General features: G+C 57.4%; 24 protein-coding genes. 19 read left to right on the top strand and 5 right to left on the bottom strand.

The window, feature by feature from the left end:
- The first annotated feature begins 76 nt into the window (after positions 1-76).
- Positions 77-547, top strand: a complete 471-nt coding sequence (locus MJ257_RS20675; protein WP_240271033.1) for a GNAT family N-acetyltransferase — start codon at positions 77-79, stop codon at positions 545-547.
- A 50-nt stretch (positions 548-597) separates the two neighbouring features.
- On the opposite strand, the gene MJ257_RS20670 is transcribed toward MJ257_RS20675, so the two are convergent.
- Together MJ257_RS20670 and MJ257_RS20665 are read right to left on the bottom strand one after the other, a co-directional pair.
- Positions 598-2,223 (bottom strand): sensor histidine kinase, encoded by a 1,626-nt coding sequence (locus MJ257_RS20670; protein ID WP_240271032.1) that lies wholly within the window; start codon positions 2,221-2,223, stop codon positions 598-600.
- Complete coding sequence (locus MJ257_RS20665) at positions 2,220-2,906, bottom strand: response regulator transcription factor (RefSeq protein WP_240271031.1); 687 nt, start codon at positions 2,904-2,906, stop codon at positions 2,220-2,222. The genes MJ257_RS20670 and MJ257_RS20665 overlap by 4 nt, the downstream gene beginning before the upstream one ends.
- Positions 2,907-3,176: 270 nt before the next feature.
- Here MJ257_RS20665 and MJ257_RS20660 point away from each other — a divergent pair, with 270 nt between their 5' ends.
- A complete protein-coding gene (locus MJ257_RS20660; RefSeq protein ID WP_240271030.1) occupies positions 3,177-4,109 on the top strand; it encodes a manganese-dependent inorganic pyrophosphatase in 933 nt (310 codons plus the stop codon).
- Between the two features lie 120 nt (positions 4,110-4,229).
- Here MJ257_RS20660 and MJ257_RS20655 read toward each other — a convergent pair whose 3' ends face one another.
- Both MJ257_RS20655 and MJ257_RS20650 read right to left on the bottom strand, forming a co-directional pair.
- Positions 4,230-4,532 carry a hypothetical protein gene (locus tag MJ257_RS20655; protein ID WP_240271029.1) on the bottom strand — a complete coding sequence of 101 codons (303 nt, stop codon included), beginning with the start codon at positions 4,530-4,532 and terminating at the stop codon, positions 4,230-4,232.
- A gap of 21 nt (positions 4,533-4,553) precedes the next feature.
- The gene (locus MJ257_RS20650; protein ID WP_240271028.1) at positions 4,554-5,147 is read right to left on the bottom strand and encodes a TetR/AcrR family transcriptional regulator; all 594 of its coding nucleotides are present in this window, start codon (positions 5,145-5,147) and stop codon (positions 4,554-4,556) included.
- A 170-nt stretch (positions 5,148-5,317) separates the two neighbouring features.
- Between MJ257_RS20650 and MJ257_RS20645 the strand changes: the two genes are divergently transcribed.
- Both MJ257_RS20645 and MJ257_RS20640 read left to right on the top strand, forming a co-directional pair.
- A complete protein-coding gene (locus MJ257_RS20645; protein WP_240271027.1) occupies positions 5,318-7,546 on the top strand; it encodes an MMPL family transporter in 2,229 nt (742 codons plus the stop codon).
- A 151-nt stretch (positions 7,547-7,697) separates the two neighbouring features.
- Entirely contained in the window at positions 7,698-9,092 is a 1,395-nt protein-coding gene (locus MJ257_RS20640; RefSeq protein ID WP_270406869.1) for an amino acid permease, read from the top strand.
- 6 nt (positions 9,093-9,098) lie between these two features.
- Here MJ257_RS20640 and MJ257_RS20635 read toward each other — a convergent pair whose 3' ends face one another.
- Positions 9,099-9,731 carry a LysE family transporter gene (locus MJ257_RS20635; RefSeq protein WP_240271025.1) on the bottom strand — a complete coding sequence of 211 codons (633 nt, stop codon included), beginning with the start codon at positions 9,729-9,731 and terminating at the stop codon, positions 9,099-9,101.
- 161 nt (positions 9,732-9,892) lie between these two features.
- On the opposite strand from MJ257_RS20635, the gene MJ257_RS20630 reads away from it, so the two are divergent.
- From MJ257_RS20630 to MJ257_RS20565, 15 genes are all read left to right on the top strand, one after another.
- Positions 9,893-10,672, top strand: coding sequence for an MBL fold metallo-hydrolase (locus MJ257_RS20630; RefSeq protein WP_240271024.1), 780 nt, complete (start codon positions 9,893-9,895; stop codon positions 10,670-10,672).
- Positions 10,650-11,222, top strand: coding sequence for a TetR/AcrR family transcriptional regulator (locus MJ257_RS20625; protein ID WP_240271023.1), 573 nt, complete (start codon positions 10,650-10,652; stop codon positions 11,220-11,222). The genes MJ257_RS20630 and MJ257_RS20625 overlap by 23 nt, the downstream gene beginning before the upstream one ends.
- A gap of 71 nt (positions 11,223-11,293) precedes the next feature.
- A complete protein-coding gene (locus MJ257_RS20620) occupies positions 11,294-11,560 on the top strand; it encodes a YqkE family protein (protein WP_240271022.1) in 267 nt (88 codons plus the stop codon).
- Positions 11,561-11,683: 123 nt separating this feature from the next.
- Positions 11,684-12,043, top strand: a complete 360-nt coding sequence (locus tag MJ257_RS20615; protein ID WP_240271021.1) for a hypothetical protein — start codon at positions 11,684-11,686, stop codon at positions 12,041-12,043.
- A 68-nt stretch (positions 12,044-12,111) separates the two neighbouring features.
- The gene (locus tag MJ257_RS20610; protein ID WP_178018811.1) at positions 12,112-12,303 is read left to right on the top strand and encodes a helix-turn-helix transcriptional regulator; all 192 of its coding nucleotides are present in this window, start codon (positions 12,112-12,114) and stop codon (positions 12,301-12,303) included.
- A complete protein-coding gene (gene def, locus MJ257_RS20605; RefSeq protein ID WP_240271020.1) occupies positions 12,296-12,877 on the top strand; it encodes a peptide deformylase in 582 nt (193 codons plus the stop codon). The genes MJ257_RS20610 and def overlap by 8 nt, the downstream gene beginning before the upstream one ends.
- A 78-nt stretch (positions 12,878-12,955) precedes the next feature.
- Positions 12,956-13,606 (top strand): deoxyribose-phosphate aldolase, encoded by a 651-nt coding sequence (gene deoC / locus MJ257_RS20600; RefSeq protein WP_240271039.1) that lies wholly within the window; start codon positions 12,956-12,958, stop codon positions 13,604-13,606.
- Positions 13,607-13,794: 188 nt separating this feature from the next.
- Complete coding sequence (locus MJ257_RS20595) at positions 13,795-14,454, top strand: ABC transporter ATP-binding protein (protein ID WP_308193238.1); 660 nt, start codon at positions 13,795-13,797, stop codon at positions 14,452-14,454.
- A gap of 15 nt (positions 14,455-14,469) precedes the next feature.
- Positions 14,470-14,685, top strand: a complete 216-nt coding sequence (locus MJ257_RS24920) for a hypothetical protein (RefSeq protein ID WP_308193237.1) — start codon at positions 14,470-14,472, stop codon at positions 14,683-14,685.
- Positions 14,682-16,856 carry an ABC transporter permease gene (locus MJ257_RS20590; RefSeq protein ID WP_240271019.1) on the top strand — a complete coding sequence of 725 codons (2,175 nt, stop codon included), beginning with the start codon at positions 14,682-14,684 and terminating at the stop codon, positions 16,854-16,856. Before MJ257_RS24920 ends, MJ257_RS20590 begins: the two co-directional genes overlap by 4 nt.
- The gene (locus tag MJ257_RS20585; RefSeq protein ID WP_240271018.1) at positions 16,840-17,571 is read left to right on the top strand and encodes a hypothetical protein; all 732 of its coding nucleotides are present in this window, start codon (positions 16,840-16,842) and stop codon (positions 17,569-17,571) included. Before MJ257_RS20590 ends, MJ257_RS20585 begins: the two co-directional genes overlap by 17 nt.
- 59 nt (positions 17,572-17,630) lie before the next feature.
- Complete coding sequence (locus tag MJ257_RS20580) at positions 17,631-18,251, top strand: RNA polymerase sigma factor (RefSeq protein ID WP_240271017.1); 621 nt, start codon at positions 17,631-17,633, stop codon at positions 18,249-18,251.
- Positions 18,235-19,095: a hypothetical protein gene (locus tag MJ257_RS20575; RefSeq protein WP_240271016.1), complete on the top strand. Its 861-nt coding sequence runs from the start codon at positions 18,235-18,237 to the stop codon at positions 19,093-19,095. The genes MJ257_RS20580 and MJ257_RS20575 overlap by 17 nt, the downstream gene beginning before the upstream one ends.
- The gene (locus MJ257_RS20570; RefSeq protein WP_240271015.1) at positions 19,092-19,943 is read left to right on the top strand and encodes an ATP-binding cassette domain-containing protein; all 852 of its coding nucleotides are present in this window, start codon (positions 19,092-19,094) and stop codon (positions 19,941-19,943) included. The genes MJ257_RS20575 and MJ257_RS20570 overlap by 4 nt, the downstream gene beginning before the upstream one ends.
- Before the next feature lie 115 nt (positions 19,944-20,058).
- Complete coding sequence (locus MJ257_RS20565) at positions 20,059-21,351, top strand: homocysteine synthase (protein ID WP_240271014.1); 1,293 nt, start codon at positions 20,059-20,061, stop codon at positions 21,349-21,351.
- Positions 21,352-21,558 lie beyond the last annotated feature (207 nt).

Here is a 21,558-nt window from a genome sequence, read left to right as displayed (position 1 = left end):
ACGGTTGTCGGATGGGAAGGTAAGACGTATAATAGCCCTCAAAACCACGTCTTTCTAACAAAGGAGATAAGCGATCATGTCCGATATGTTAGTAAAGTTATACGATCTGCCCCCGTTCGAGTCGGTGGAGCAGTACGAGGCGCGAACCGGAGTTACGATTCGCCGGGCGATCGGCCCGGAGAAGCACGTTGTCGCGAAATGGGTAGGCGAGCACTTCAGCGCGCACTGGGTCAGTGAGTGCGAGGTAGCCTTCTCCCGAGCGCCGATTACCTGCATCATCGCTACGGAAAACGGCAAGCTGCTAGGGTTTGCCTGCTACGATACCACGATGAAAGGGTTCTTCGGACCGACCGGCGTCGATGAGCAGGAACGGGGCCGGGGCATCGGCAAACAGCTGCTGCTCTATACGCTCTATTTAATGCGGATGGACGGCTACGGTTATGCCGCGATCGGTGGTGCGGGCCCGAAGGATTTCTACGCCAAGGCGACCGGCGCGGTCGTCATTGAGGGCTCGGAGCCCGGAATATACAAAGGGATGCTGCGATAATGCAGCATCCCTTGTTTTTTTGCAACGGACTCCAGTGACGCAATAGGCCGCTATATCGCCGGCAGCATCACCTGGAAGGCCGCGCCTTGACCCGGCTCGCTGTGGACCTCGATCTTGCCGCCGTGGGCCTCGACGATCGATTGCGAGATCGACAGCCCAAGCCCGGCCCCGCCTTGTTTGCGCGTGCGGGAGGCGTCGATGCGGTAAAACCGCTCGAACACATGCGGCAGATGCTCGGCGGCGATGCCCGGTCCGTTGTCCCGCACCTCCAGCTTGGCCCGGCCGGGCTGGGCGGACAGGCGTACGGCGATCGTTCCCTGCTGCGGGTCGGTGTGCTGCACCGCGTTGTGGAACAGGTTCAACACCACCTGCTTGATCTTGTCGCAGTCGCACATCGCGCTCAGCCCCGGCTGCAGATCGAACCGCACCTCGCGCTCCCCGGCCAGCATCCGCAGATGCGGCTCCATCTCCGCGATGACTTCGTCCAGGCGCACCTGCGTGCGGTGGACGACCGGGGTGCGGTCGAGCTTGGCCAGCGTCAGCAAGTCCTCGACCAGCTTCTTCATCCGCTGCGATTCGCCCAGCATGCTGTTCAGCGCGGTATGCAGCTGCTCTGGCCGGTTGGCCGCTCCCCGGAGCAGCACCTCCAAGAAGCCGTGAATCGAGGTGAGCGGCGTCCGCAGCTCATGGGAAGCATCGGCCACGAACCGGCGCATCTGCTCCTTGGCTTCGCGCTCGGCCTCGAATGATCCCTCCAGCCGTTCCATCATCCCGTTAAAGGATACGCCCAGCCGATCGATTTCCGATTGGCCGGAAGCGGCCGTGAAACGGTTGCCGAGATTGCCGGCATTCGTATCCTCCACGGTGCTTACCATTTGGTTGAGCGGCGTTAAAGCCCGGCGCAAAATCGGCAGATAAAGCGCCAGACTCCCGGCCAGCGCCAGGAGAGAGAGACCGATGAACGTCAGCAGCTGGCGCATCACGACTTCGCGCAGCGGTGCCGTATAGGTGCCCATCTGAACTAGCCAAGCGCGTTCGCCTTGTTCGCCCGGCAAACCGACCGAACGGAAGACCACCAGTTGCTCCTTCCCATCCTCATCCTCGATGACGCGGTAGCCGTCCGGCCCCGGGCGCATAGGCTGCACCTCTTGGAACAAGTCGGCATATTCCGCATCGGACAGCCTCGGTGCAGGCGCTCCGGATTCGGCGTTCAGATCGATGAACCCGTTATCGCTGTTAATGATCGCCAGCGAAGCGCCGGGGATGAACAATTGCGGAGGACGTCCGCCATTCTCTTCTCCGCTTTCGCCTCCACCGCCGGGTCCGCTCCCGTTGGCCCCGGCGCCGGCACCGGCGGCACCCGCGTCCGGCTTCGGCAAACCCCAGCGTTCGGCCGGCTGGCCTATCCGCGTGAAGACGTCCCGGAGCGGGCCGCGCATTTGCGAGGCCATCGTTTCGGCTTGGTTCTTATATAAGAAGTCCTTCATGATGACGTACTGGAATACACCGATCAGAATCAGGAGCACGGCCAGCATCAAAAGGGACCTGGAGAGCAACTGAAACCGCAGCGAGCTCGGGGAGAGCAGGCTTCGCAGCCCTCCAATCAACCGCTTCCCGGCGGCCGTGATCGCCTTCCCGCTAGCCCTTCTCCGGCTTCCGCCGGCAAAGGGCTTCATGGCAGATCGACGCGGTAGCCCGCGCCGCGCAGCGTTCGGATTAAACGATGCTCTCGGTCGTTCAATTTCTCGCGCAGAGAGCGGATGTAAACCTCCACGATATTCTCCTCGCCGCCGAAGTCGTAACCCCAGACTTTATCTAAAATCGTCGTTTTGCTCAAGACGATCCCATGGTTCAGAATCAAATATTTCAACAGCTCGTATTCGGTAGGAGACAATTCAAGCACCCGACCCGAATAGGAGAGCTCCTTGCGGCGGTCATCCAAACGGAACGGGCCGATCACCACTTCACCGTATAGGGCCGGAAACTGATTGCGCAGACGGGCGCCGATTCGGGCTAGCAGCTCCTCGAAGCTGAACGGTTTTACGACGTAATCGTCCGCGCCGATCGTCAGTCCCTTGACCCGGTCTTCCACCTCGTCCTTAGCGGTCAGCATGATGATTGACACGTTCTCGCCGTTCTTCCGCAGCAGCCGGCAGACTTCCCAGCCGTCCATCCCCGGCATCATGACGTCCAGAACGATGACGTGCGGCTGAAACTCGGCCGCGATCGCGACCGCGCTCATGCCGTCGCCGGCGGTACGCACCTCAAATCCTTCATTCTGCAGCCCCAGCTCGAGGAACTGCACGATATGCGGTTCATCATCGACCAGCAGCACCTTAGCCCCTTTGACTTGTTTCATCTTAAAATCCCCCTTGCGCCTATCCATGCTTGTCTAAACTGCGATGTTTCCATTATGCGCGATGATGCTGAACGTTGGCTGAATGCCGACTGAAGAACGACTGAGCACCAATCGGGATCAGACAAGGCACCTCCAGCTGTCCTGTTTTGATCGTATCCGGTTTGTCCGGGGAAGTAAATCGCAGAATGGAGCGGGGGCCGCACTCTTGATTGCCCCTCCGCTAATAAGCTATACTTTTGACATGAAGTCATGTAAAAGGGGAGTAATGAGATGGAAAAAGTATTGATTTTCGGTCATAAAAATCCCGATACGGATACCATTTGTTCGGCGATCGCTTATGCGGACCTGAAGTCCAAGCTGGGCTGGAACGTCGAGCCCGTGCGGCTGGGCAGCGTCAATGGGGAGACGGCCTTTGCATTGGAACGGTTCGGCTTCGAAGCGCCTCGCTTGGTTGAGACGGTTGCCGGCGAAGCGAAGGAAGTTATCCTGGTCGACCATAACGAGCGTCAACAAAGCGCTTCCGATATTGATCAGGTACGCGTAGCCGAGGTCATCGACCATCACCGGATCGCCAATTTCGAAACGAGCGGACCGCTGTATTACCGAGCGGAACCGGTAGGCTGCACCGCAACGATCCTGAACAAAATGTACAAAGAAAACGGCGTCTCCGTCCCGGCGAACATCGCCGGTTTGATGCTGTCCGCCATCATTTCCGATTCGCTGCTCTTCAAATCGCCGACCTGCACCGAGCAGGACGTCGCCGCTGCGCGCGAGCTGGCCGAAATCGCCGGCGTCAACGCCGAAGAGTACGGGCTGGACATGCTGAAGGCTGGAGCAGACCTCAGCGATAAAACGATCGAGCAGCTTATTTCCCTGGATGCCAAAGAGTTCGAAATGGGCGGATCCAAGGTGGAAATCGCTCAGGTGAACGCCGTGGACGTAAACGACGTCTTGTCCCGCCAAAGCGAAATCGAAGCGGCTTTGAACGGCATCATCGCCAGCAAAGGCCTCGATCTGTTCCTGTTCGTCGTAACCGACATCCTGAACAACGATTCCGTCGGTTTGGCGCTGGGTAAAGCCGCCGATGCCGTCGAGCAAGCCTACAACGTGAAACTGGCTGACAACAAAGCGGTGCTGAAGGGCGTCGTATCCCGCAAGTCGCAAATCGTGCCGGTGCTGACGGACATCTTTAATAAACGATAATTTTCAAATCCCCAGAGCCTTGCCTGACGGCAGGCGGCGTGCAGCCGCTTGCATCGGCAAGGCTCTTTTAAAATCAAAAAGGCTGCTCGCAGGGGAATGACCCCGGCGAACAGCCTTTTATCATAAGAGGCGGAACCGTTCCAATTGATCCCATAGCCCCTCTTCCCGCAGCACTTCCCGTTGCTTCGGCCCAATCAGGTCGAAATGGGGGAACGGCGAGCGGTTATGAATATATCGGGCGGGAAGGTCGTGGGCCTCGCACCAGGCTCTGAGCCGCTCCAAATCGGAGCAGCCGACCTTGGTGACGGTCTTGGCTTCGGGAAACCGCGGATCCAGCCAGAAATGGGTCAAAAAGCCGATTTCGCCGCGGGCCACCGTTCGTTTCCATGCCTCCAATTCCTCTCGCGACACACCGAATGCCACAGCCCTTCCTCCTTCTGGATGTTAGATGTGAATGCCTCTCCACAAAAAAGCAACGATCGCTTCAGCCGCCTGTTCTGCCGAAGGAAACAGCTTGTTCTTGTCGGCATACTGGCGTTCCCCTACCCGAAGCATGGAAACGTACAGATGGGCGACCAGGTTCGGGTCGTCGCAGACGATTTCGCCATGTTCGGCCGCTTGGGCAAACCCTTCGCGAAGCGTTTCATAGAGATCGTTCTCATGGCGGATCAAGGTTTCCTGCTGCTCTCCGGTCAAATGATGCTGGATGCTGCGAAACATCTCGTCCATGTGGACCTGAGGGACTCTTAGGTAGTTGATCGTAATTTGAAGCAGTCTTTCCCGGAACGTGCCGGGCTCCTGAAGCAGCTTCCGAATTCGTCCGTTCACCCGGGCGAGCGTCGTGGCCACGGACGCAACAAACAAATCTTGTTTGGTCGGATAATAATAATAAACGCTGGCCTTGGTGATCCCGCAATGCTCGGCAACTTGGTTCATGGATACGGAGGTATACCCCTTCTCCATGAACAAGAGCGATGCGGAACGCAGGATCTGCTCGGACGTCGCCAGGGCGTCCGGCTGCTGGACGGGCCGTCCCAAAGAACGTTTATGCGGCGGGGTCAACCTTCATCACCTCAAGCAACTTGTACTGAGCAAACATTATATCATATTTTTCGTTTGATAATTAACCTTCCGGTATATATAATTAATATTCAGAGTGATGTAAATCACGCGGAGCTTGTCATATAGAAAGGGAGATGGAATCATCTATGGATAAAATACTAGGCCGGCTTTCCCGACGGGTGGCTGGCCGAAGAACCAAGTGGATCACGCTTGCCGTCTGGATTCTGCTTGCCGGCGGATTAAGCGCCGTATGGCCCGGCGTGAACTCGATGGAGCGGAACAATGCGGCCAACTTGGATGCGAACCAGCCCTCGGTGATGGCCGAACAGCTGGCAGAGCAGGAATTCCCGAGCGATAGCGGCATCCCCGCATTAACGGTTTGGACGCGCGAAGGCGGGCTCACGGATGAGGATTACGCCAACCTGCAGAAGCTGACGTCGCATTTCACGGCCCATCCGGTGGAAGGGATGGAGCTGGTGCTCCCGCTCGAGCAAATGCCGCTGCCGGTGCTTAAGCAGCAGGCGTCCGAAGACGGCACGACCTGGGTGTTGCCGTTCTTTTTCGCCAAAGGGACGGAAACCGACGTGATGAAAGCCGGCATGGAGGAGATTCGCGGCCAAGCAAAGGCGATCTTAGGGAGCGATCCGTTTGACGCCAAGCTCGGAGACAATGGATTGGCGGCAAGGGTATCCGGGCCGGCCGGCATCTCGATCGACGCGGTGGGGCTGTTCTCGAGCGCCGACGTTTCGCTGATGGTCGCCACCGTTTTGATCGTGCTGATTCTTTTGCTGCTCATTTATCGTTCGCCGATCCTGGCGATCATTCCGCTGATCGCCGTTGGTTTTGCTTACGGCGTAGCCGGCCCGATCCTTGGCAAAATGGCGGAGCAGGGCTGGATCACCGTCGACTCGCAGGCCATCTCGATCATGACCGTACTGTTGTTCGGGGCGGGTACCGATTACTGCCTGTTCCTGATTTCCCATTTCCGGCAGTTGTTGACGGAAGAGAAGGATAAGTCGAAAGCGCTGGCTTCCGCGGTGAAAGGTTCTTCGGGCGCCATCGCCATGAGCGGATTTACCGTCGTGATTGCCCTGCTGGTGCTGCTGTTAGCCAAGTACGGCTCCGTGCAACGTTTCGGCGTGCCGTTCAGTTTGTCGATCCTGATCATGGGGATCGCCAGCTTAACTTTAGTACCGGCGTTATTGGCTATTTTGGGACGGTCGTCCTTCTTCCCGTTTATTCCGCGCACGCCGGAAATGCAGGCGGAACGGGCCGAACGCCGGGGAAAACCCGCACGTCAGCCCAAACCCAAGGCATCGGCCGGTTGGATCGGGCGAACGGTGACGAAGCGTCCCTGGACGATTTTTATCGTGACGACTTTGGTCCTGGGGGTATTGGCTTCGCAAGCGACCCGGATCGAGTATACCGTCGACCTGCTTTCCTCTTTCCCCGAGGATACGCCTTCTAGGGAAGGGTTTGCGGTGATCGCCGATAAATTTACGCCGGGGGAATTGGCTCCGGTCAAATTAATGGTTGATACGGAAGGCAAAGACGTCGACCTGCAAGGCACGTTTAGCCGTTTGCCTTATGTCAGCCAGGTGTCCGAGCCGGCTAGCGGAAAGACAAACCCCGACATTCGGGCGGTCGAGCTGCAGTTCAACCTCAACCCATACTCGAATGAAGCGATGAAGCACATTCCGGAGCTGCGGCAAACCGCGGAGAATTTGCTGGCGGACCAAGGGATCGGCGAACCGGAGGACAAGGTTTGGATTAGCGGGCAAACCGCTACGCAGTTTGATACCGAAAATACCAATGCACGCGATACGAAGGTCATTATCCCGATCGTCATCGGGCTGATCGCCTTGCTGCTGCTCGCTTATCTTCGCTCGGTCGTCGCGATGGTGTACTTGATTCTGACCGTCGTATTATCCTATTTCGCGGCGCTGGGCATCGGTTGGGTCGTCCTCCACGACTTGATGGGCAACGCGGCCATTCAAGGATTGATCCCGCTGTATGCCTTCGTCTTCCTGGTCGCGCTTGGAGAGGACTATAACATCTTCCTGATCTCGAGTATTTGGAGGAAGCGCAAGGTCATGCCACTGAAGGATGCCATCCGCGAAGGCGTGAACGAGACCGGGGGCGTGATTACCTCCGCCGGCCTGATCCTGGCCGGAACGTTTGCCGTCCTCGCGACCCTGCCGATTCAAGTGCTGGTGCAATTCGGCATCATCGCCGCGGTCGGGGTGCTGCTTGACACGTTCCTCGTACGGCCGTTCCTCGTGCCGGCCATCACGATGCTGCTTGGCAAAGCGGCATTTTGGCCGTCCAAAGCAGGGCAGCTGGGGCAGGAGCCGACAAAAGACGCAAGCCAATAACAAATCGTTCGTAACCCGAGGTTTCGCCGGTCAGGCCGAAGCTTCGGGTGCTTTTTTTTACAGCAACAGGGGTTACATATTTCCCGTAACGAGGCCGCACAATAGGTGGATGCAGGGCCGATGAAATTCCATGAAACGGGGGACAAATGTGATGGCGAAGGCACAAAACGGAGAGGAAAAAAAGGGGGATTTACGCTGGTGGCAGCTTTCCTTGCTGGGAGTGGCATCGACCATTGGCACCGGTTATTTTCTCGGTTCGGGCATCGGGATCCGCATGGCGGGTCCATCCATCTTGATCGCGTTTCTACTGGCTGCGGTCGGTACCTATACGGTGTTTGAGGTGTTGGCTCGAATGACCGCGGATCGTCCGGAGCAGGGTTCCTTCCGTTCGTATGCGAAACGGGCCTTTGGGCGCTGGGCGGGCTTTGGCAGCGGCTGGGTGTATTGGAGCTCGGAGCTGCTCATCATGGGCAGCCAGTTGACGGCCTTATCCTTGTTCTCGCGTTTTTGGTTCCCGGGGGTACCGATGTGGATTTTTGCGATCGGCTACGCGGTGCTGGGGCTTGGCGTGATTCTGCTCGGAAACAAAGTGTTCGATTCGATGGAAAATGTATTGTCGGTCATCAAAATTGCCGCCATCCTGATGTTCCTGGTCGTGGCCGGAGCCGCGCTGATGGGCTGGATTCCCGGGAGCGGCGGCAAAGCGCCGGTATTTCCGCACACGGCAAAAACCTTCTTTCCGGCTGGGGGGATGGGGCTGTGGTCGGGGTTTATCTTTGCGTTTTACGCCTTCGGCGGGATCGAGGTTATGGGGATGATGGCCATTCGGCTGCGCGATCCGAAGGAAGCGCCGAAGTCCGGCACGATCATGCTGCTGCTGCTCTCGGCGGTGTACCTGCTATCGGTAGGGCTTGCGGTTACCTTGGTTGCCTGGAACGCCATCGACCCGAAGCGAAGTCCATTCGTAACGGCCCTCGGCAAATATCCGCTGCCTTTTATTCCCCACGTGTTTAACGGCGTGCTGATCGTGGCCGGCTTCTCCACGATGGTAGCCTCGTTGTACGCGGTGACGACCATGCTCGTTACGCTCGCCAAGGATAAGGATGCGCCGCCCTTGTTTGCCCGGAAGAGTTGGCGGGAGCGGCCGTTATTTGCCATTGGCTTAACCGCGGCCGGACTTGCCGCTTCCGTGGTTCTGTCCTTCGTGATGCCGGGACGTATTTATGAGTACATTACGACGTCGGCGGGATTGCTGCTGCTTTATAACTGGTTTTTTATTCTCGTCACGTCGGGCAAGCTGCTAAAGCTTAGCGCGTTCGGTCAAGTGAAGCGATGGGGCGGCATGGTCCTGATCGCATTAGCGGTGACCGGAACCTTGTTTCACGACACGAGCCGGCCGGGATTTTGGGGCAGCTTGGCGTTCGTCGGCGTCATCGGAATCGTTACGCTAATCCTGCAATTTTCCATCTGGAAGCCGAGAAAACAGGCCAAGCGGCGGGGCCGCCCAGCCAAATCCATGGTCTTGCGCCCGAAGCGAACGACGTGATGTGATTTACAGCCGCTCCGCTAGCAAGATGGCTGCCTGATAACCAAAATAGAGCCCGAAGCCGATCAGGGACACGCCGGAAAACACCGAAATGAGGACCAGAATCCGGTTCGTCAGCAGCTTGCGGAACACGCTGGCAAACCCGGCCATGGTAAAATCCCATAACAACAGCCCAACGATAATGGCGCCGCTGTTGATCAACAAGTCCTGAGTTTGCACTTGATTTGCGGCTTGGGCCAATACCGAACCATAGATCCCGAGCCAGAACAAAATGGACAGCGGATTGCTGACCGACATGAGAAATCCGGAAAGGAACGATTTTTTCAGCGGCTCGCTGCCCCTCATTTCGCCTGCCGGTATTTTGCCGGCTTGCTTGAGACTGTCGATTCCGATATAGGTGAGTACGAAGAAACCGAATAGCCAGAGGAACGTTTTCATGAACGGGGTGTTCAGGAAGTGGACCACGCCGAAATAAACGAGCAGCATGTACAACAGGTCGGCGGATAAAGCGCCTAGGCCAACAAACCAGGCGTGCAGGAACCCGCCGCGAATGCCTTTGTCCAGTTGCGCGGCATTCACCGGCCCGATGGGGGCGGATAAAGATAAACCAAGAAGCACATAGCTAAGAAAGCTGTTCATCGCGTAAACCTCCAACTAAATTAAATCGCTGCTTGTACAGCATATTCAGCCAAGGACGCTTGTACGACTTCAAAATGGGGAAAATGCTTCTTGAAAAACTAAAGCCATTAGTTTAAAATAAAACTAAAGGTTTTAGTTTTTGGGAGAGAGAGGCGAATTAGATGAGAAGAACAAAATACGGGCAGTTAATACAACTGTCTTTTATGCCCCGGCTGTTTCCGGTGAATTGTTATTTGGTGGAGGAAGAGGATGGCGTTACGTTAATCGACGCGGCTTTGCCGTACAGCGCCAATGGAATTCTGCAGGCGGTGCAGGAAATCGGCAAGCCGCTGACGCGTATCGTCCTGACCCATGTCCATGACGACCATGTGGGCGCGCTCGATACCTTGAAAACGAGGCTTCCCGAGGTTCCGGTATACGTGTCCCTCCGCGATGCGCGCCTGATGGAGGGCGATGTCTCACTTGATCCCGGAGAGCCGGCTACTCCCATTCGCGGTGGGGTGCCGAAAAAATTGGCTAGCCGCGCCGATGTGACGTTTACGGATGGGGAGCGCATCGGCTCGCTGCTGGCCGTGGCGGCGCCTGGCCATACGCCGGGGTCATTTGCCCTGCTCGACACGCGGAGCGGCGCGCTTATCGCCGGCGATGCCTTCCAAACCCGCGCAGGCATCGCCGTGAGCGGCACCGTGCGTCCGCTGTTTCCGTTTCCGGCGCTCGCCACCTGGCACAAGGAAACCGCGCTCGCCAGCGCGCGCAAGCTAGCCGGCCTGAAGCCTTCGTTGCTGGCAGTGGGGCACGGGCCGGTGCTGGAGCAGCCGGCTGCTGCCATAGCCAAAGCGATTGCGGCGGCCGAACGCGCGCAAGGGACGGTGCCGGCAGCAACCGCAGCGGAGAAAACCGGTCGGAAGGAGGATAAGCATGTCGCCAAGAATCGGGATTGACGGCACGGCGGTGCTGATGGCGGCCGTCGACGTGGCCAATGCGGAAGGGCTGGAGGCGGTGACGATCACCTCGGTTGCCAAGAAGCTGGGCATCCGGCCGCCTTCTCTCTACAACCACGTAAGCGGCCTGGAGCAAATACGTGCGGAATTGGCCAAATACGCGCTGGACCGTTTATTTGAGCATATCTCCGCATCCGTCGGAGACCGGGCGGGGGAAGCGGCGATCCGGCGTTTCGCGGAAGCTTACCTCGAGTTTGCCCGTTCCTATCCCGGACTGTACGATGCGGCGCAAGCGGCACCGGGCCCTGAACACCCCTCGCTGCAGGAAGCCGGGGAGCGCCTGGTGGATTTGATCCTGCATTATCTCGGCAGCTATCCGCTCACGGAGGAGCAAGCCTTGCATGCCGTCCGCGGGCTGCGAAGCTTGATTCACGGCTTCGCCTCACTGGAACGCCGCGGAGCGTTTGGTCTTCCGCTTGAGCTAAAGGAGAGTCTGACGTTTAATCTCGGCCTGTACCTCGATGGATTGAACCAAATCAAGCCGTATTGACAACGATTTTTCGACTATGATACTTTAGGCTTGAACCATGAGGAACGTAAGGAAACCGAGGTGAAGCATCCATGGGAAAGAAGAAAGGACGTTCCGTGCACAACGCTCCGGCCAACGCGGCGGCGGATAAACCGGCTACGCTGAAAGATCTCCTTGGCGAGGATACGCTGGCCAAGCTGAAGGCGCAAGCCGATGAACTGAAGAAGGATGAGGAACGCCGCCAGGAGGAGGCTCGCATCCGCAAGGAGGAAGCGCGCCGGGCCGAGCAGAAACGGCTCGACAACGATTTCGAGCACCTGCTGAATACGAGCGAGCTGGACTGGCACAAATATAAATAAGGCGACATAGCGATAAAGCAAATAATAGCATACAAAGCTATTAACAAGGAATGCGAAGGCTTTGCGGCTCCTGGAAGCGGGAGCCTTTATTTTTGCGCGAAAGGCCTAAGGAGGTGGCGGTTAGTGGAACACATCGGGGCGTGGATCCTCTTTTTTCTGTTGATCGTAGTGCTGGGTTTGTTTAACCGGAAGTTCAAATATTCGGCCAAGCTTCGGGAATCTTATGAAGAGTTGACCTCGCTGGCGGACCGGACCCGCAAAGGCCGGACGACGAAGGCGGACCTGGCGCGCTGGGATGCCGCGCTGGCGAAGCTGGAGAAGCATCCCAGCGAATACAACAAGCTGGATCAGGAGATTCGCTTGCGCGAGGCTTACGTTCAATATTTGGAGCAGCATTATCCGGAGGATGAGCGGCTGCCGAAGCTGCGCGAAGCGGCGGGGTTCCGGAAGGATTCCGTCTGGGGGATCAAGATGAAATCTTGATTTTGACAGTTCCATCGGGTCGTGATACCATGGTGAAGTCCAAAACTTTTGACATTTTGGTGGTGCCGATGAACAATAAGATCAAGCAATTCCGGAAGCGGCTGGGCTTAACCCAAAATGAGCTCGCCGCGGAATGCGGCGTGACGCGCCAAACGATCAATAGCGTGGAGAACAACCGGTACGACCCGACGCTAGAGCTTGCATTCAAGCTTGCGCATATTTTGCAGACGAAGGTGGATGAACTGTTTATCTATGAGTAAATTCAACCGCGATTACATCATTACGATGGATGATATTGTAAGAGAAGGGGAACCTATTCTTAGAGTGGTGACGGAGCCCGTCAGCGTGCCCCCGACCGAGGAAGACCGCGAGGAAATGGCGGCGATGCTGCAATTCCTGAAGAATAGTCAGGATCCGGAGATTTCGAAGAAATACAAGCTGCGCGCGGGCGTGGGTTTATCGGCGAACCAGATCGGGCTGAACAAGCGGATGTTCGCCGCTTTGCTGACGGACGAGAACGGCAAGGATCGGCCGTTAGCCATGTATAATCCGAAGATCATCAGCCATTCCCAGGCGATGACGTATTTGCCGGAAAGCGAAGGCTGCTTATCGGTGGACCGCCTGGTGCAGGGGTTCGTTCCACGCTATGAGAAGGTTCAGATCAAAGCCTGCGATGAGGCGGGCAATGAGGTCAAACTGCGTTTTAAAGGCTTTGACGCCATCGTGATGCAGCATGAAATCGACCATTTGAACGGCATCATGTTTTATGATCATATCAATCCGGAGCACCCGTTCAAGCTGCCGAGCGGCGTGACCATTTCCAGCTTATATTAACAATAGCTCAGCCAAAAAGAACTTCGAATAACGAACGGAGGAATTCCCTTGTCAAACCCATCCCCATCCATTACCGCCATGATCGATCATACGCTGCTGAAGGCGGACGCCGGACGCGCCGCCATCCTAAAGCTGGCCGAAGAAGCCAAACAATACGGTTTTGCTTCCGTATGCGTCAACCCGACCTGGGTGAAGACCGCTGCGGAGATCTTGAAAGACTCCCCGGTCAAGGTCTGCACGGTGATCGGTTTCCCGCTGGGCGCTTCGGCGCCGGAAGTCAAGGCGTTTGAAGCCGCCCATGCCATCGCCGAAGGCGCTGGCGAAGTCGATATGGTCATCAACATCGGCGCGCTTAAGGACGGCGACGACGATTTCGTCCGCCGCGATATTGCCGGGGTCGTTCAGGCCGCGGCCGGCAAAGCGCTGGTGAAGGTCATTATCGAAACCTGCCTGCTCACCGACGAGGAAATCGTCCGGGCCAGCAAACTGTCCGTCGAAGCCGGCGCCGATTTCGTCAAAACGTCCACCGGGTTTTCGACCGGCGGAGCCACCGTGGAAGCGGTCGAGCTGATGCGCAAAACGGTGGGCCCCGACGTTGGCGTCAAGGCGTCCGGCGGAGTCCGTTCGCTGGCTGATGCCGAAGCGATGATTAAAGCGGGGGCAACGCGCCTAGGTACCAGTGCCGGCGTGGCGATCGCTCAAGGGCAAAGCGGCCAAAGCAGCTACTAAGAAGAGGTCCGGCTTCAGCCGGTTTCAGAAGGCTTCATGAGGAGAAACAGGGTGCTATTCCAGAGCGGGTGTGGAAATAGCACCCTTTTTTCGTCCATCCAAACTTTTTTTGGACTCTTTCCGTTACAGCTACAGATGCCTCCCGCGGAGGGCATGACTTGATAAAACGCTCGGAAAAGAGGAACAGTATGATACAAATTGATCATTTATCCAAAAAATATACGCGCGGCGGATTAGCGCTTGACGATGTCACCCTAACCCTGAATGAAGGGATGGTGGGCCTCTTGGGTCCCAACGGCGCCGGGAAATCGTCGCTGATGCGCATTCTGGCCACGCTCACGCCGCCGACTTCGGGCGAAGCGACGCTCTTTGGCGTGCCGCTGCGTCAGGCGGAGGAAATCCGCCGGATCATCGGTTATCTGCCGCAGCAGTTTCAAGTGTACCCGCAGCTAACGGGAGTGGAGTATTTGGATTACGTCGCGGTGATGAAGGGGATGACGGACAAGAAGCAACGCAAGGCGGAGATCGAGACTTTGTTGGAGCAGGTGAACCTGCAGGATAAGGCGCGAAAAAGAGTGCAGACCTATTCCGGCGGCATGAAACGCCGCCTCGGCATCGCCCAGGCACTTCTAGGTTCACCGCAGGTGCTGATCGTGGATGAGCCAACAGCCGGCCTGGATCCCGAGGAACGCGTCCGGTTCCGCAACCTGCTGACCCGCTTCAGCCTGGGGCGGATCGTCTTGTTGTCGACGCACATCGTCGCCGACATTGAAAGCAACTGCCGCCAGATCGCCGTCCTCGACAAAGGCAAAGTGAAGCTGTCTGGTGACCTGGCCGACCTGCAGTAGTTCGGAAACGGCAAGGTGTGGGAGGTTCGCCTTAACGAGAGCCGGTTCGCCTTGCTTGACCCGATGTCCGTCGTGTCCACGCGACCGACGGCAGGCGGCCTGTTATGCCGGGTCATCGGCCAGGCGCCGCCGGACGGGGCTGACGAAGCCGCGCTTGTTCCGCCGACGCTGGAGGACGGCTATTTGGCCCTGCTGCGAGCGGGCCAGAAGGAAGGGGCGGCTCGTTCATGAACAAAGGGAGACGCCTGTTTCAATTTGAGCTTCGCATGTGGTTCGGGAACCGGTGGCTGCTGGCATTGCCGGTGGTGTTCGGCTTGCTGGCGTTTTGGAATCTCGATAAGCTGCCGGACCGGGAAATCTTATTCTTTCGCCGTGCGTACACGAACCTAACGCTGCTGCACACCATGAGCCTGGGGCTGACGATGCTGCTTGGCGTGATGACGATCCGCCGGGATATCCGCCGCCCCTCCTATGAATGGAATGCAGCCTTGCCGGTGTCTTATGTATCCAGAATCTCGGCGAAGTATGCGGTAGGGGTCTTGTATTTTACGATATTTTCATTGCTGGCCTGCGCCGCGTTTGCCCGGGCTTCCTCACGAATGGACGTAGCATCTTCGATCACCCGGGAATTTACGGCTTATTATCTGCTTACCTTCGAGATTTCCTATCTGGTAACCCTGGCGCTGGCCATGCTGCTCGCGATTTGCATCGCGAACCGGGCCGTCTATTTGATCGCTTTTTGCGCCTGGATGTTTGGCACGTTCTTTCTGGATATGTTCCTGCTCGATCGCAACAGATGGTACGTGCTGCGTACGTTCCATCTCAATCAGTTGTTCGTGACCGGGGATCCCGATGCCGAAACGTGGGGCATTCGCCTGATCGCGGACGAACTGGCGGCATCCCGCTGGTTTGTGCTGGCGTTTACGCTGCTGTTGTTGACGGCCGGCGTGGTCCTTCTTAACCGGTTGCGCCCAACCGCTTTTCGGAAGAGCAACTGGGCGGCCGGGGGATTGGCCTTGCTGCTGGCGGCCGGCGCCTTTGTCCCCTATCTGTCCATTTGGGGAGAACGTTATGCCGGGTTGCATGCGAGGCTAAGCGATCCCGCCGTGAAGACGGCAGAAGCGCTCCATGGCATGAAGGTCGAAACGTTTCGGATCGAACGGTATGATATCCGCCTGCAGCGGGAGACGGATGACCGCTTGAAAATTAAGGCTGCCATGCAGATCCCGGCAGGTCAGCTAACGGGGCGCAGCGAGCTGGCGTTTACGCTCAATCGCGCGTTCCATGTGGATCGGTTGACGGTGAAGGGTTCGTCCGTCTCGTTCTCGCAGGTAGGGGAGAAGCTGACTATCCGTTTGTCCGCCCCTCTGCCCGCAAACGAATCCGTTCAGGTCGAGATGGAATATGCCGGGAAGGTGATGGATTACGTCGCCGAGAATTATACCGAGGGATCGTATTTGGCCTTTGTGAAGGGGAGAAACGTTTTGCTTCCGGGTTATATCGCTTGGTATCCGCTGCCGGGGGATTATCCGGTTTACATGAAAAACAGCGATGGCGATTCTTTGCAGGTGGCAGCCGATTTTGGCGGTTGGCGGCTTCCGTCCGCCCATTTCCGCATCGCGGCAACCGGGTTTGAATCCAAGCTTTACGGAAACTTGATGCAAAAGGAATCGACCGACGAAGGCCAAGTGTTCGAAGGCAAATCGTCGTCGTTCGTCAAGCTCTACGGCGGAGAGTTTCTGGAAGTGAAGAATCCGAAGCTGCCGGTTCGCCTGGTAACGACCCCTTATAGCGTGAAGACCGCCGAGGGATTGCTGGAAAAGTGGGCCGGCGTTTACGCCTATTTTGCCGGTTGGGTCAACGATTTTGAACCTCAACTGGATCAGGTGCTGATGCTGTCGATGAACAATAACCACTCGCCCGACCTAGAGAACAAGACCTATTACTTGATCTGGCTGGTGACCGAACCGGATTACTACGCGAACCAACTGATGAATGCGATGCTGCTCGGCACGAACGAAGGCGAGGCGGATATTCCGAAGGCGTCCGAGGACGTGCGGCCGCAGCTTCGGGCCTTAATGTGGTATCTATTTTTCCGTGAGTATAAGGGGTTCGCAAACGAGGACTTGAAACAAGGGGCGGGGGATGGCTTGTTGTACAACTTGTTCGATCCCTCGGACGAAGCCGATCCGGATCACGTGGGATTGCGGATGGCAACGCAGGTAGCCCAAGCGATGGATGAAGGGAAAACCGCTCAGGTGAAGAAGGTGCTGAACCATTTTTATTCGCTGGGTTTGGAAATCCCTAACCCCAACGACGCAGAGGATGGACTCAGACCTATTCCGTATGAAGAATGGGAACAAGAATGGAAGCGGGTGATGGGCGATGCGGATGCGAACTGACGCCCAAAGCGGGTTCCGTGGACTGAGCCTGGAGTTTAAAGTGCATAAGCAACCGATGGCCTGGCTTGCGCTGCTGCTGTTTGCCGTCTATCTCCTTAGCATTCTGCTTAGTGATCCCTCCCGCCCGAGAACGGTGTATTATTTTTCGGAGATGGCCCTGTTCTCGGTAGCGCTGATCATTCCCCTGCTGTTGTTCCAACGGGAAATTGGAGGAGGCGGCATGGAGGTCATCGCAACCTACCCCGTTTCCTTACGAGTGCTGGCCTTCCGAAAATGGCTGATGGCGATTGGATTGACGGCGGGGTTAGGGATCGTCTTGATGTCGGTGTATGCCTGGCATTTCGGGGGGATTTGGGCACCCCGGCATCCATGGAACGGTGCGGAGGTGATCCCGAAAGCCGAGATGACCGCCGGCTCCCTGATTCTTCAGAATCTACCGGCTTATGTGCTGCTCATCTCCTTATCCGTGGCCGGAATCGTGGCGTTTCGCCGAATATACGGCGGTTTGGTGCTCGGCTTCGCCGTATGGGTGCTGGATACGATCAGCTCCGGCGAATGGTTGGGTCGGTGGACCCTGTATGCTAGCTATTTAAAGAAACAGCATTCTTTTCCGCAAAACCGGATCGGCCTGATCATCGCTTCACTGCTTCTACTCGCTTTCGCCGTTTGGTTGATTGGCCGAAGGGAACGCTGGATCAGCGTGGAAGAGGAATAACGCCCCACAGGGCGTTGAATTATACGGATTTAACTCGAATCCACGGGGGAGGGGATACCATGATTTCGGATTCGCTGCTGGCCGAGCGAATGGCCGCCGGCGATCAGGAAGCGTTCGAGCTGCTGGTTACGAGGTACCACGGGCCGCTGCTGTCCTATGTCACGAGCCAGCTAAGGGATCGGGGCAAGGCGGAGGATATCGTTCAGGAGACGTTTATCCGGCTGATCCGCCACCTGAAAAGGCATGGCGGAATGGAGCAGCTTCGCCCCTGGCTCTATAAGGTGGCGCTCAATTTGTGCCGGGATTATTGGCGCAGCGCCTCCTACCGCTCGGAATATGCCGGGACCGACACGATCCCGGAGGATGCCGATCCGGCACCTCGGGCGGAAGAATTGATCGAACGGCAGGAAACGGTGCAACAATTGGCCGAATCGATAACCACGCTTCCGGAGGTACAGCAGGAGGTGGTGCGCATGCGCTTCTTCCATGATTTGAAGCTGCAGGAGATCGCGGAGCTGCTTGAGCTGCCGCTGAGCTCCGTGAAGTCGCATCTGTACGGAGGATTGCGCAAACTGAAGCGGGCGCTGGCCCGCTCGGCGGACCATCCGGTTTCGGACTGGGAAGTCCAAAAAATACGCAAAGAGGAAAGTGAGGTGCCGACGCATGGAACCCTCCATTGACAAAGAGCTGGAGCGATTGGAACGGGAGCTGCGCGAGCCGCTGCGGCAGGCGCTGCAACCGGGGCCGACGCCGTCGGAAACCGCGGCTTTGATCGAAGCGCTGCAGCCGGAGTTCGCCGCCCTTCAAGCGCAAAATGCCGCCGCATCGCTTGATTTTAATGCGGAGATCGAACCGCCGACCTTGGGCCGGCTGCTGCGGAGCCAATTCCGCCTGAATCGCCGTTCGCTGATGCTGACCGGGGCGGCCGTTTTTTTGATGCTGGTGTTTTTAGTCGATCCGGAGCAGCCTTTCGACAATTGGCTGCTGGGAGAACGTATGCCCGGCCTGTTTTCGTTAATCACGCCGCTCATGCTGATCGCCTCGATGTTATACAGTTATCGCACTTGGGACCGCGGGATGCGCGCGATCGAGAGCGTCACGCCTTACCCGCCGGCGTTGGTGATCTACAGCCGAATGCTGATGGTCATGGCGCTGGTCGTCGGCTGGGCGCTGATCAGTTCCGTCGTGGTGAGCATCCGCGTGGCGACTGCGGGGGAAGCTGCGCTGCCGTTTTTTCCCTTTTTGCTGGAATGGTTGGGGATTTCCCTGCTCATCGGAGGGGCGGCGATGTACGCCTTGTTTCGTTACGGCCATAAGGCGGGGGTGCTGTCCGCGGGCGGCGTCTACCTCCTCTGGTTGGTCCTCATCGACCAGACCTCGGCCCTGAGCTTGAATCACGGGGCAGGAACGGCCACCGCGATGAACGCCGGCTTCTTAGTGGTTGGCGCCCTCCTGCTGTTCCGTTCATATATTCGCAGCCGGAACCTGCAGACCGGCTCCGTGCAGGGCGGTGCGCGGTCATGATCCGCATCGAGGGCCTGCGGGAGCGCCCGGCCGGCGGATTCGTCCTGCAAATCGACCGGCTGCAGCTGAAGCCGGGGTTAACCCTGCTGGTCGGGGTCAACGGGGCCGGGAAAACCACTCTGTTGGAGCTGCTGGCGACAGTGAATCTGCCGCATCGGGGGGAAATCCTTTACCAGGAGCGGTCCGCGCTGGCCGATTTGCCGCTGGTGCGCAGTCAAATCGGGTATATGCCGTCTGAGGTCGAGTTGTATGAAAACATGACGCCGCACAAGCTGCTCTTGTATTTATCCGAGATGAAGGGCGTATTTCATGCGGAACGGACCGAAGAGCTGCTCCGCGACTTTCGGCTGGAGCTTTATCGTAATACCAAGATCAAGCGATTATCCGGAGGCGTGCGGCGGCGGATCACCCTGGCCCAGTCGCTGCTGGCCGCCCCGGGGTTCCTGTTTCTCGACGAACCCTTAAACGGTATGGACACAGCGGAGCGGAAGCTGGCGATTGCCTACTTGAACCGCTACGCAGAAGGACGAACGGTGATTGCAGCGGTACATGAGCTGAGCGAATGGGAAGAAGCCGCCGATCAGGTGTTATGGCTGGATCGGGGGAAGGTACGCTTTTACGGCGGGAAAACGTCCTGGATGGCGGACCTGCCCTACAAGGTTTGGGAGGGCGTTCTTACGCGGGAGCAATTCGACCGGTGTCCGGAGGCTGGCTTGATCGAATTTCGGGAAACGGCGGGAGGAATCCATGTCAAGCTGGTGGGGGAGGCCCCGCTTTTCCCGGGGCTAAGCGAATGTGCGCCAACGTTCGAGGATGCGTATTTTATCCGCAAATACCAACCGGTTTAGCCCAATGCGAATAATTCATATAAAAATTATCGGATTTCCTATTTTCAAATCACACGAGATGTGAGAGAATATGAAAAATACTTTTTTGAACAACATTTTAAAGGAGGAATTATCCATGTCTGAAGAGCGTCAATATGCCCCCGAAACGCTGGCGGTCCACGCCGGCCAGGAGATCGACCCCACTACATACTCCCGGGCAGTCCCGTTGTACCAAACGACGTCCTACGGTTTTCGCGACACCGAGCATGCGGCTAACCTGTTTGGCTTGAAAGAATTCGGCAATATTTATTCCCGGATCATGAACCCGACCAACGACGTGTTCGAGAAGCGCGTTGCTGCGCTGGAAGGCGGCGTCGGGGCGCTTGCGACGGCCTCCGGTCAGGCAGCGATTACTTTCTCCATCTTGAATATCGCCGGAGCGGGCGACGAAATCGTCTCCTCCACGACGCTGTACGGCGGCACGTACAATCTGTTTTCGACGACGCTGCCTAAGCTTGGCGTGAACGTGAAGTTCGTGGATTCCTCGAATCCGGAAAACTTCCGCGCCGCAATTACGGACAAGACGAAGGCGCTGTACGCCGAAACGCTGGGCAACCCGAAAGGCGACGTGCTGGACATCGAGGCGGTCGCCGCGATTGCCCATGAGCATGGCATTCCGCTGATCGTCGACAATACGTTCCCAAGCCCTTACCTGCTGCGTCCGATCGATTTCGGCGCGGACATCGTCGTGCATTCGGCAACCAAGTTCATCGGCGGACACGGTACCTCGATCGGCGGCATCATCGTCGACAGCGGCAAGTTCGATTGGGCCGCCAGCGGGAAATTCCCGGGCCTCACCGAGCCGGACCCCAGCTACCACGGCGTTGTATACACGCAAGCTGTCGGTCCGCTGGCTTACATTATCAAGGCTCGCGTCCAACTGCAGCGCGATCTTGGCGCTTCATTGTCGCCGTTTAATGCCTGGCTGCTGCTGCAAGGGCTGGAAACCTTACATCTGCGCGTGGAACGCCACAGCCAGAATGCCTTGAAAGTGGCGCAATACCTGGAAGCGCACGAGCAAGTGGAGTGGGTCAGCTACGCCGGTCTGCCTAGCCACGAATCCTATGAACTGGCGCAAAAATATTTGCCGAAAGGCCAAGGCGCCATCCTTACGTTCGAAATCCGCGGCGGCGTGGACGCCGGGCGCAAGCTGATCGAAAACGTGAAGCTGTTCTCGCATTTGGCCAACGTCGGCGATTCCAAGTCGCTGATCATCCATCCGGCGAGCACCACGCATCAGCAGCTGACGGAAGCGGAGCAGCTGGCCGCCGGCGTCACGCCGGGCTTGATCCGCTTGTCCGTGGGGACGGAGTCGATCGACGACATCCTCTATGATTTGGAGCAGGCGATTGCCGCCAGCCAGGCCTAATCCAATATCTTTAGAAGCCGCTGAACCGGGAGTACGGATGGGTCCGTCCCGGTCAGCGGCTTTTTTGTGCGCAGGCGGGGCCGAAGCAGGATGCGGGTACGGGCGTGGGTGTGTTGCCCCAAGCGTAGCCGAGCTCGTCGAATGTTGCAGAATGTGCAACAAATTGAGCCGGCTAAGCCGGTATTGAAGTGAAAAAGTTGTAAAATC

This window comes from Paenibacillus timonensis (assembly GCF_022427145.1).
GTDB lineage: Bacteria > Bacillota > Bacilli > Paenibacillales > Paenibacillaceae > Fontibacillus > Fontibacillus timonensis.
The sequence above is the reverse complement of the archived record's forward strand: the minus strand, read 5'-3'. Positions and strand labels throughout refer to the sequence as shown.

Excerpts from the sequence above, each read along its gene's own strand:
- MJ257_RS20675 (WP_240271033.1), top strand. The coding sequence starts at position 77 with ATGTCCGATATGTTAGTAAAGTTATACGATCTGCCCCCGTTCGAGTCG.
- MJ257_RS20670 (WP_240271032.1), bottom strand. The coding sequence starts at position 2,223 with ATGAAGCCCTTTGCCGGCGGAAGCCGGAGAAGGGCTAGCGGGAAGGCG.
- MJ257_RS20665 (WP_240271031.1), bottom strand. The coding sequence starts at position 2,906 with ATGAAACAAGTCAAAGGGGCTAAGGTGCTGCTGGTCGATGATGAACCG.
- MJ257_RS20660 (WP_240271030.1), top strand. The coding sequence starts at position 3,177 with ATGGAAAAAGTATTGATTTTCGGTCATAAAAATCCCGATACGGATACC.
- MJ257_RS20645 (WP_240271027.1), top strand. The coding sequence starts at position 5,318 with ATGGATAAAATACTAGGCCGGCTTTCCCGACGGGTGGCTGGCCGAAGA.
- MJ257_RS20640 (WP_270406869.1), top strand. The coding sequence starts at position 7,698 with ATGGCGAAGGCACAAAACGGAGAGGAAAAAAAGGGGGATTTACGCTGG.
- MJ257_RS20635 (WP_240271025.1), bottom strand. The coding sequence starts at position 9,731 with ATGAACAGCTTTCTTAGCTATGTGCTTCTTGGTTTATCTTTATCCGCC.
- MJ257_RS20630 (WP_240271024.1), top strand. The coding sequence starts at position 9,893 with ATGAGAAGAACAAAATACGGGCAGTTAATACAACTGTCTTTTATGCCC.
- MJ257_RS20625 (WP_240271023.1), top strand. The coding sequence starts at position 10,650 with ATGTCGCCAAGAATCGGGATTGACGGCACGGCGGTGCTGATGGCGGCC.
- MJ257_RS20620 (WP_240271022.1), top strand. The coding sequence starts at position 11,294 with ATGGGAAAGAAGAAAGGACGTTCCGTGCACAACGCTCCGGCCAACGCG.
- MJ257_RS20610 (WP_178018811.1), top strand. The coding sequence starts at position 12,112 with ATGAACAATAAGATCAAGCAATTCCGGAAGCGGCTGGGCTTAACCCAA.
- def (WP_240271020.1), top strand. The coding sequence starts at position 12,296 with ATGAGTAAATTCAACCGCGATTACATCATTACGATGGATGATATTGTA.
- deoC (WP_240271039.1), top strand. The coding sequence starts at position 12,956 with ATGATCGATCATACGCTGCTGAAGGCGGACGCCGGACGCGCCGCCATC.
- MJ257_RS20595 (WP_308193238.1), top strand. The coding sequence starts at position 13,795 with ATGATACAAATTGATCATTTATCCAAAAAATATACGCGCGGCGGATTA.
- MJ257_RS20590 (WP_240271019.1), top strand. The coding sequence starts at position 14,682 with ATGAACAAAGGGAGACGCCTGTTTCAATTTGAGCTTCGCATGTGGTTC.
- MJ257_RS20585 (WP_240271018.1), top strand. The coding sequence starts at position 16,840 with ATGCGGATGCGAACTGACGCCCAAAGCGGGTTCCGTGGACTGAGCCTG.
- MJ257_RS20580 (WP_240271017.1), top strand. The coding sequence starts at position 17,631 with ATGATTTCGGATTCGCTGCTGGCCGAGCGAATGGCCGCCGGCGATCAG.
- MJ257_RS20575 (WP_240271016.1), top strand. The coding sequence starts at position 18,235 with ATGGAACCCTCCATTGACAAAGAGCTGGAGCGATTGGAACGGGAGCTG.
- MJ257_RS20570 (WP_240271015.1), top strand. The coding sequence starts at position 19,092 with ATGATCCGCATCGAGGGCCTGCGGGAGCGCCCGGCCGGCGGATTCGTC.
- MJ257_RS20565 (WP_240271014.1), top strand. The coding sequence starts at position 20,059 with ATGTCTGAAGAGCGTCAATATGCCCCCGAAACGCTGGCGGTCCACGCC.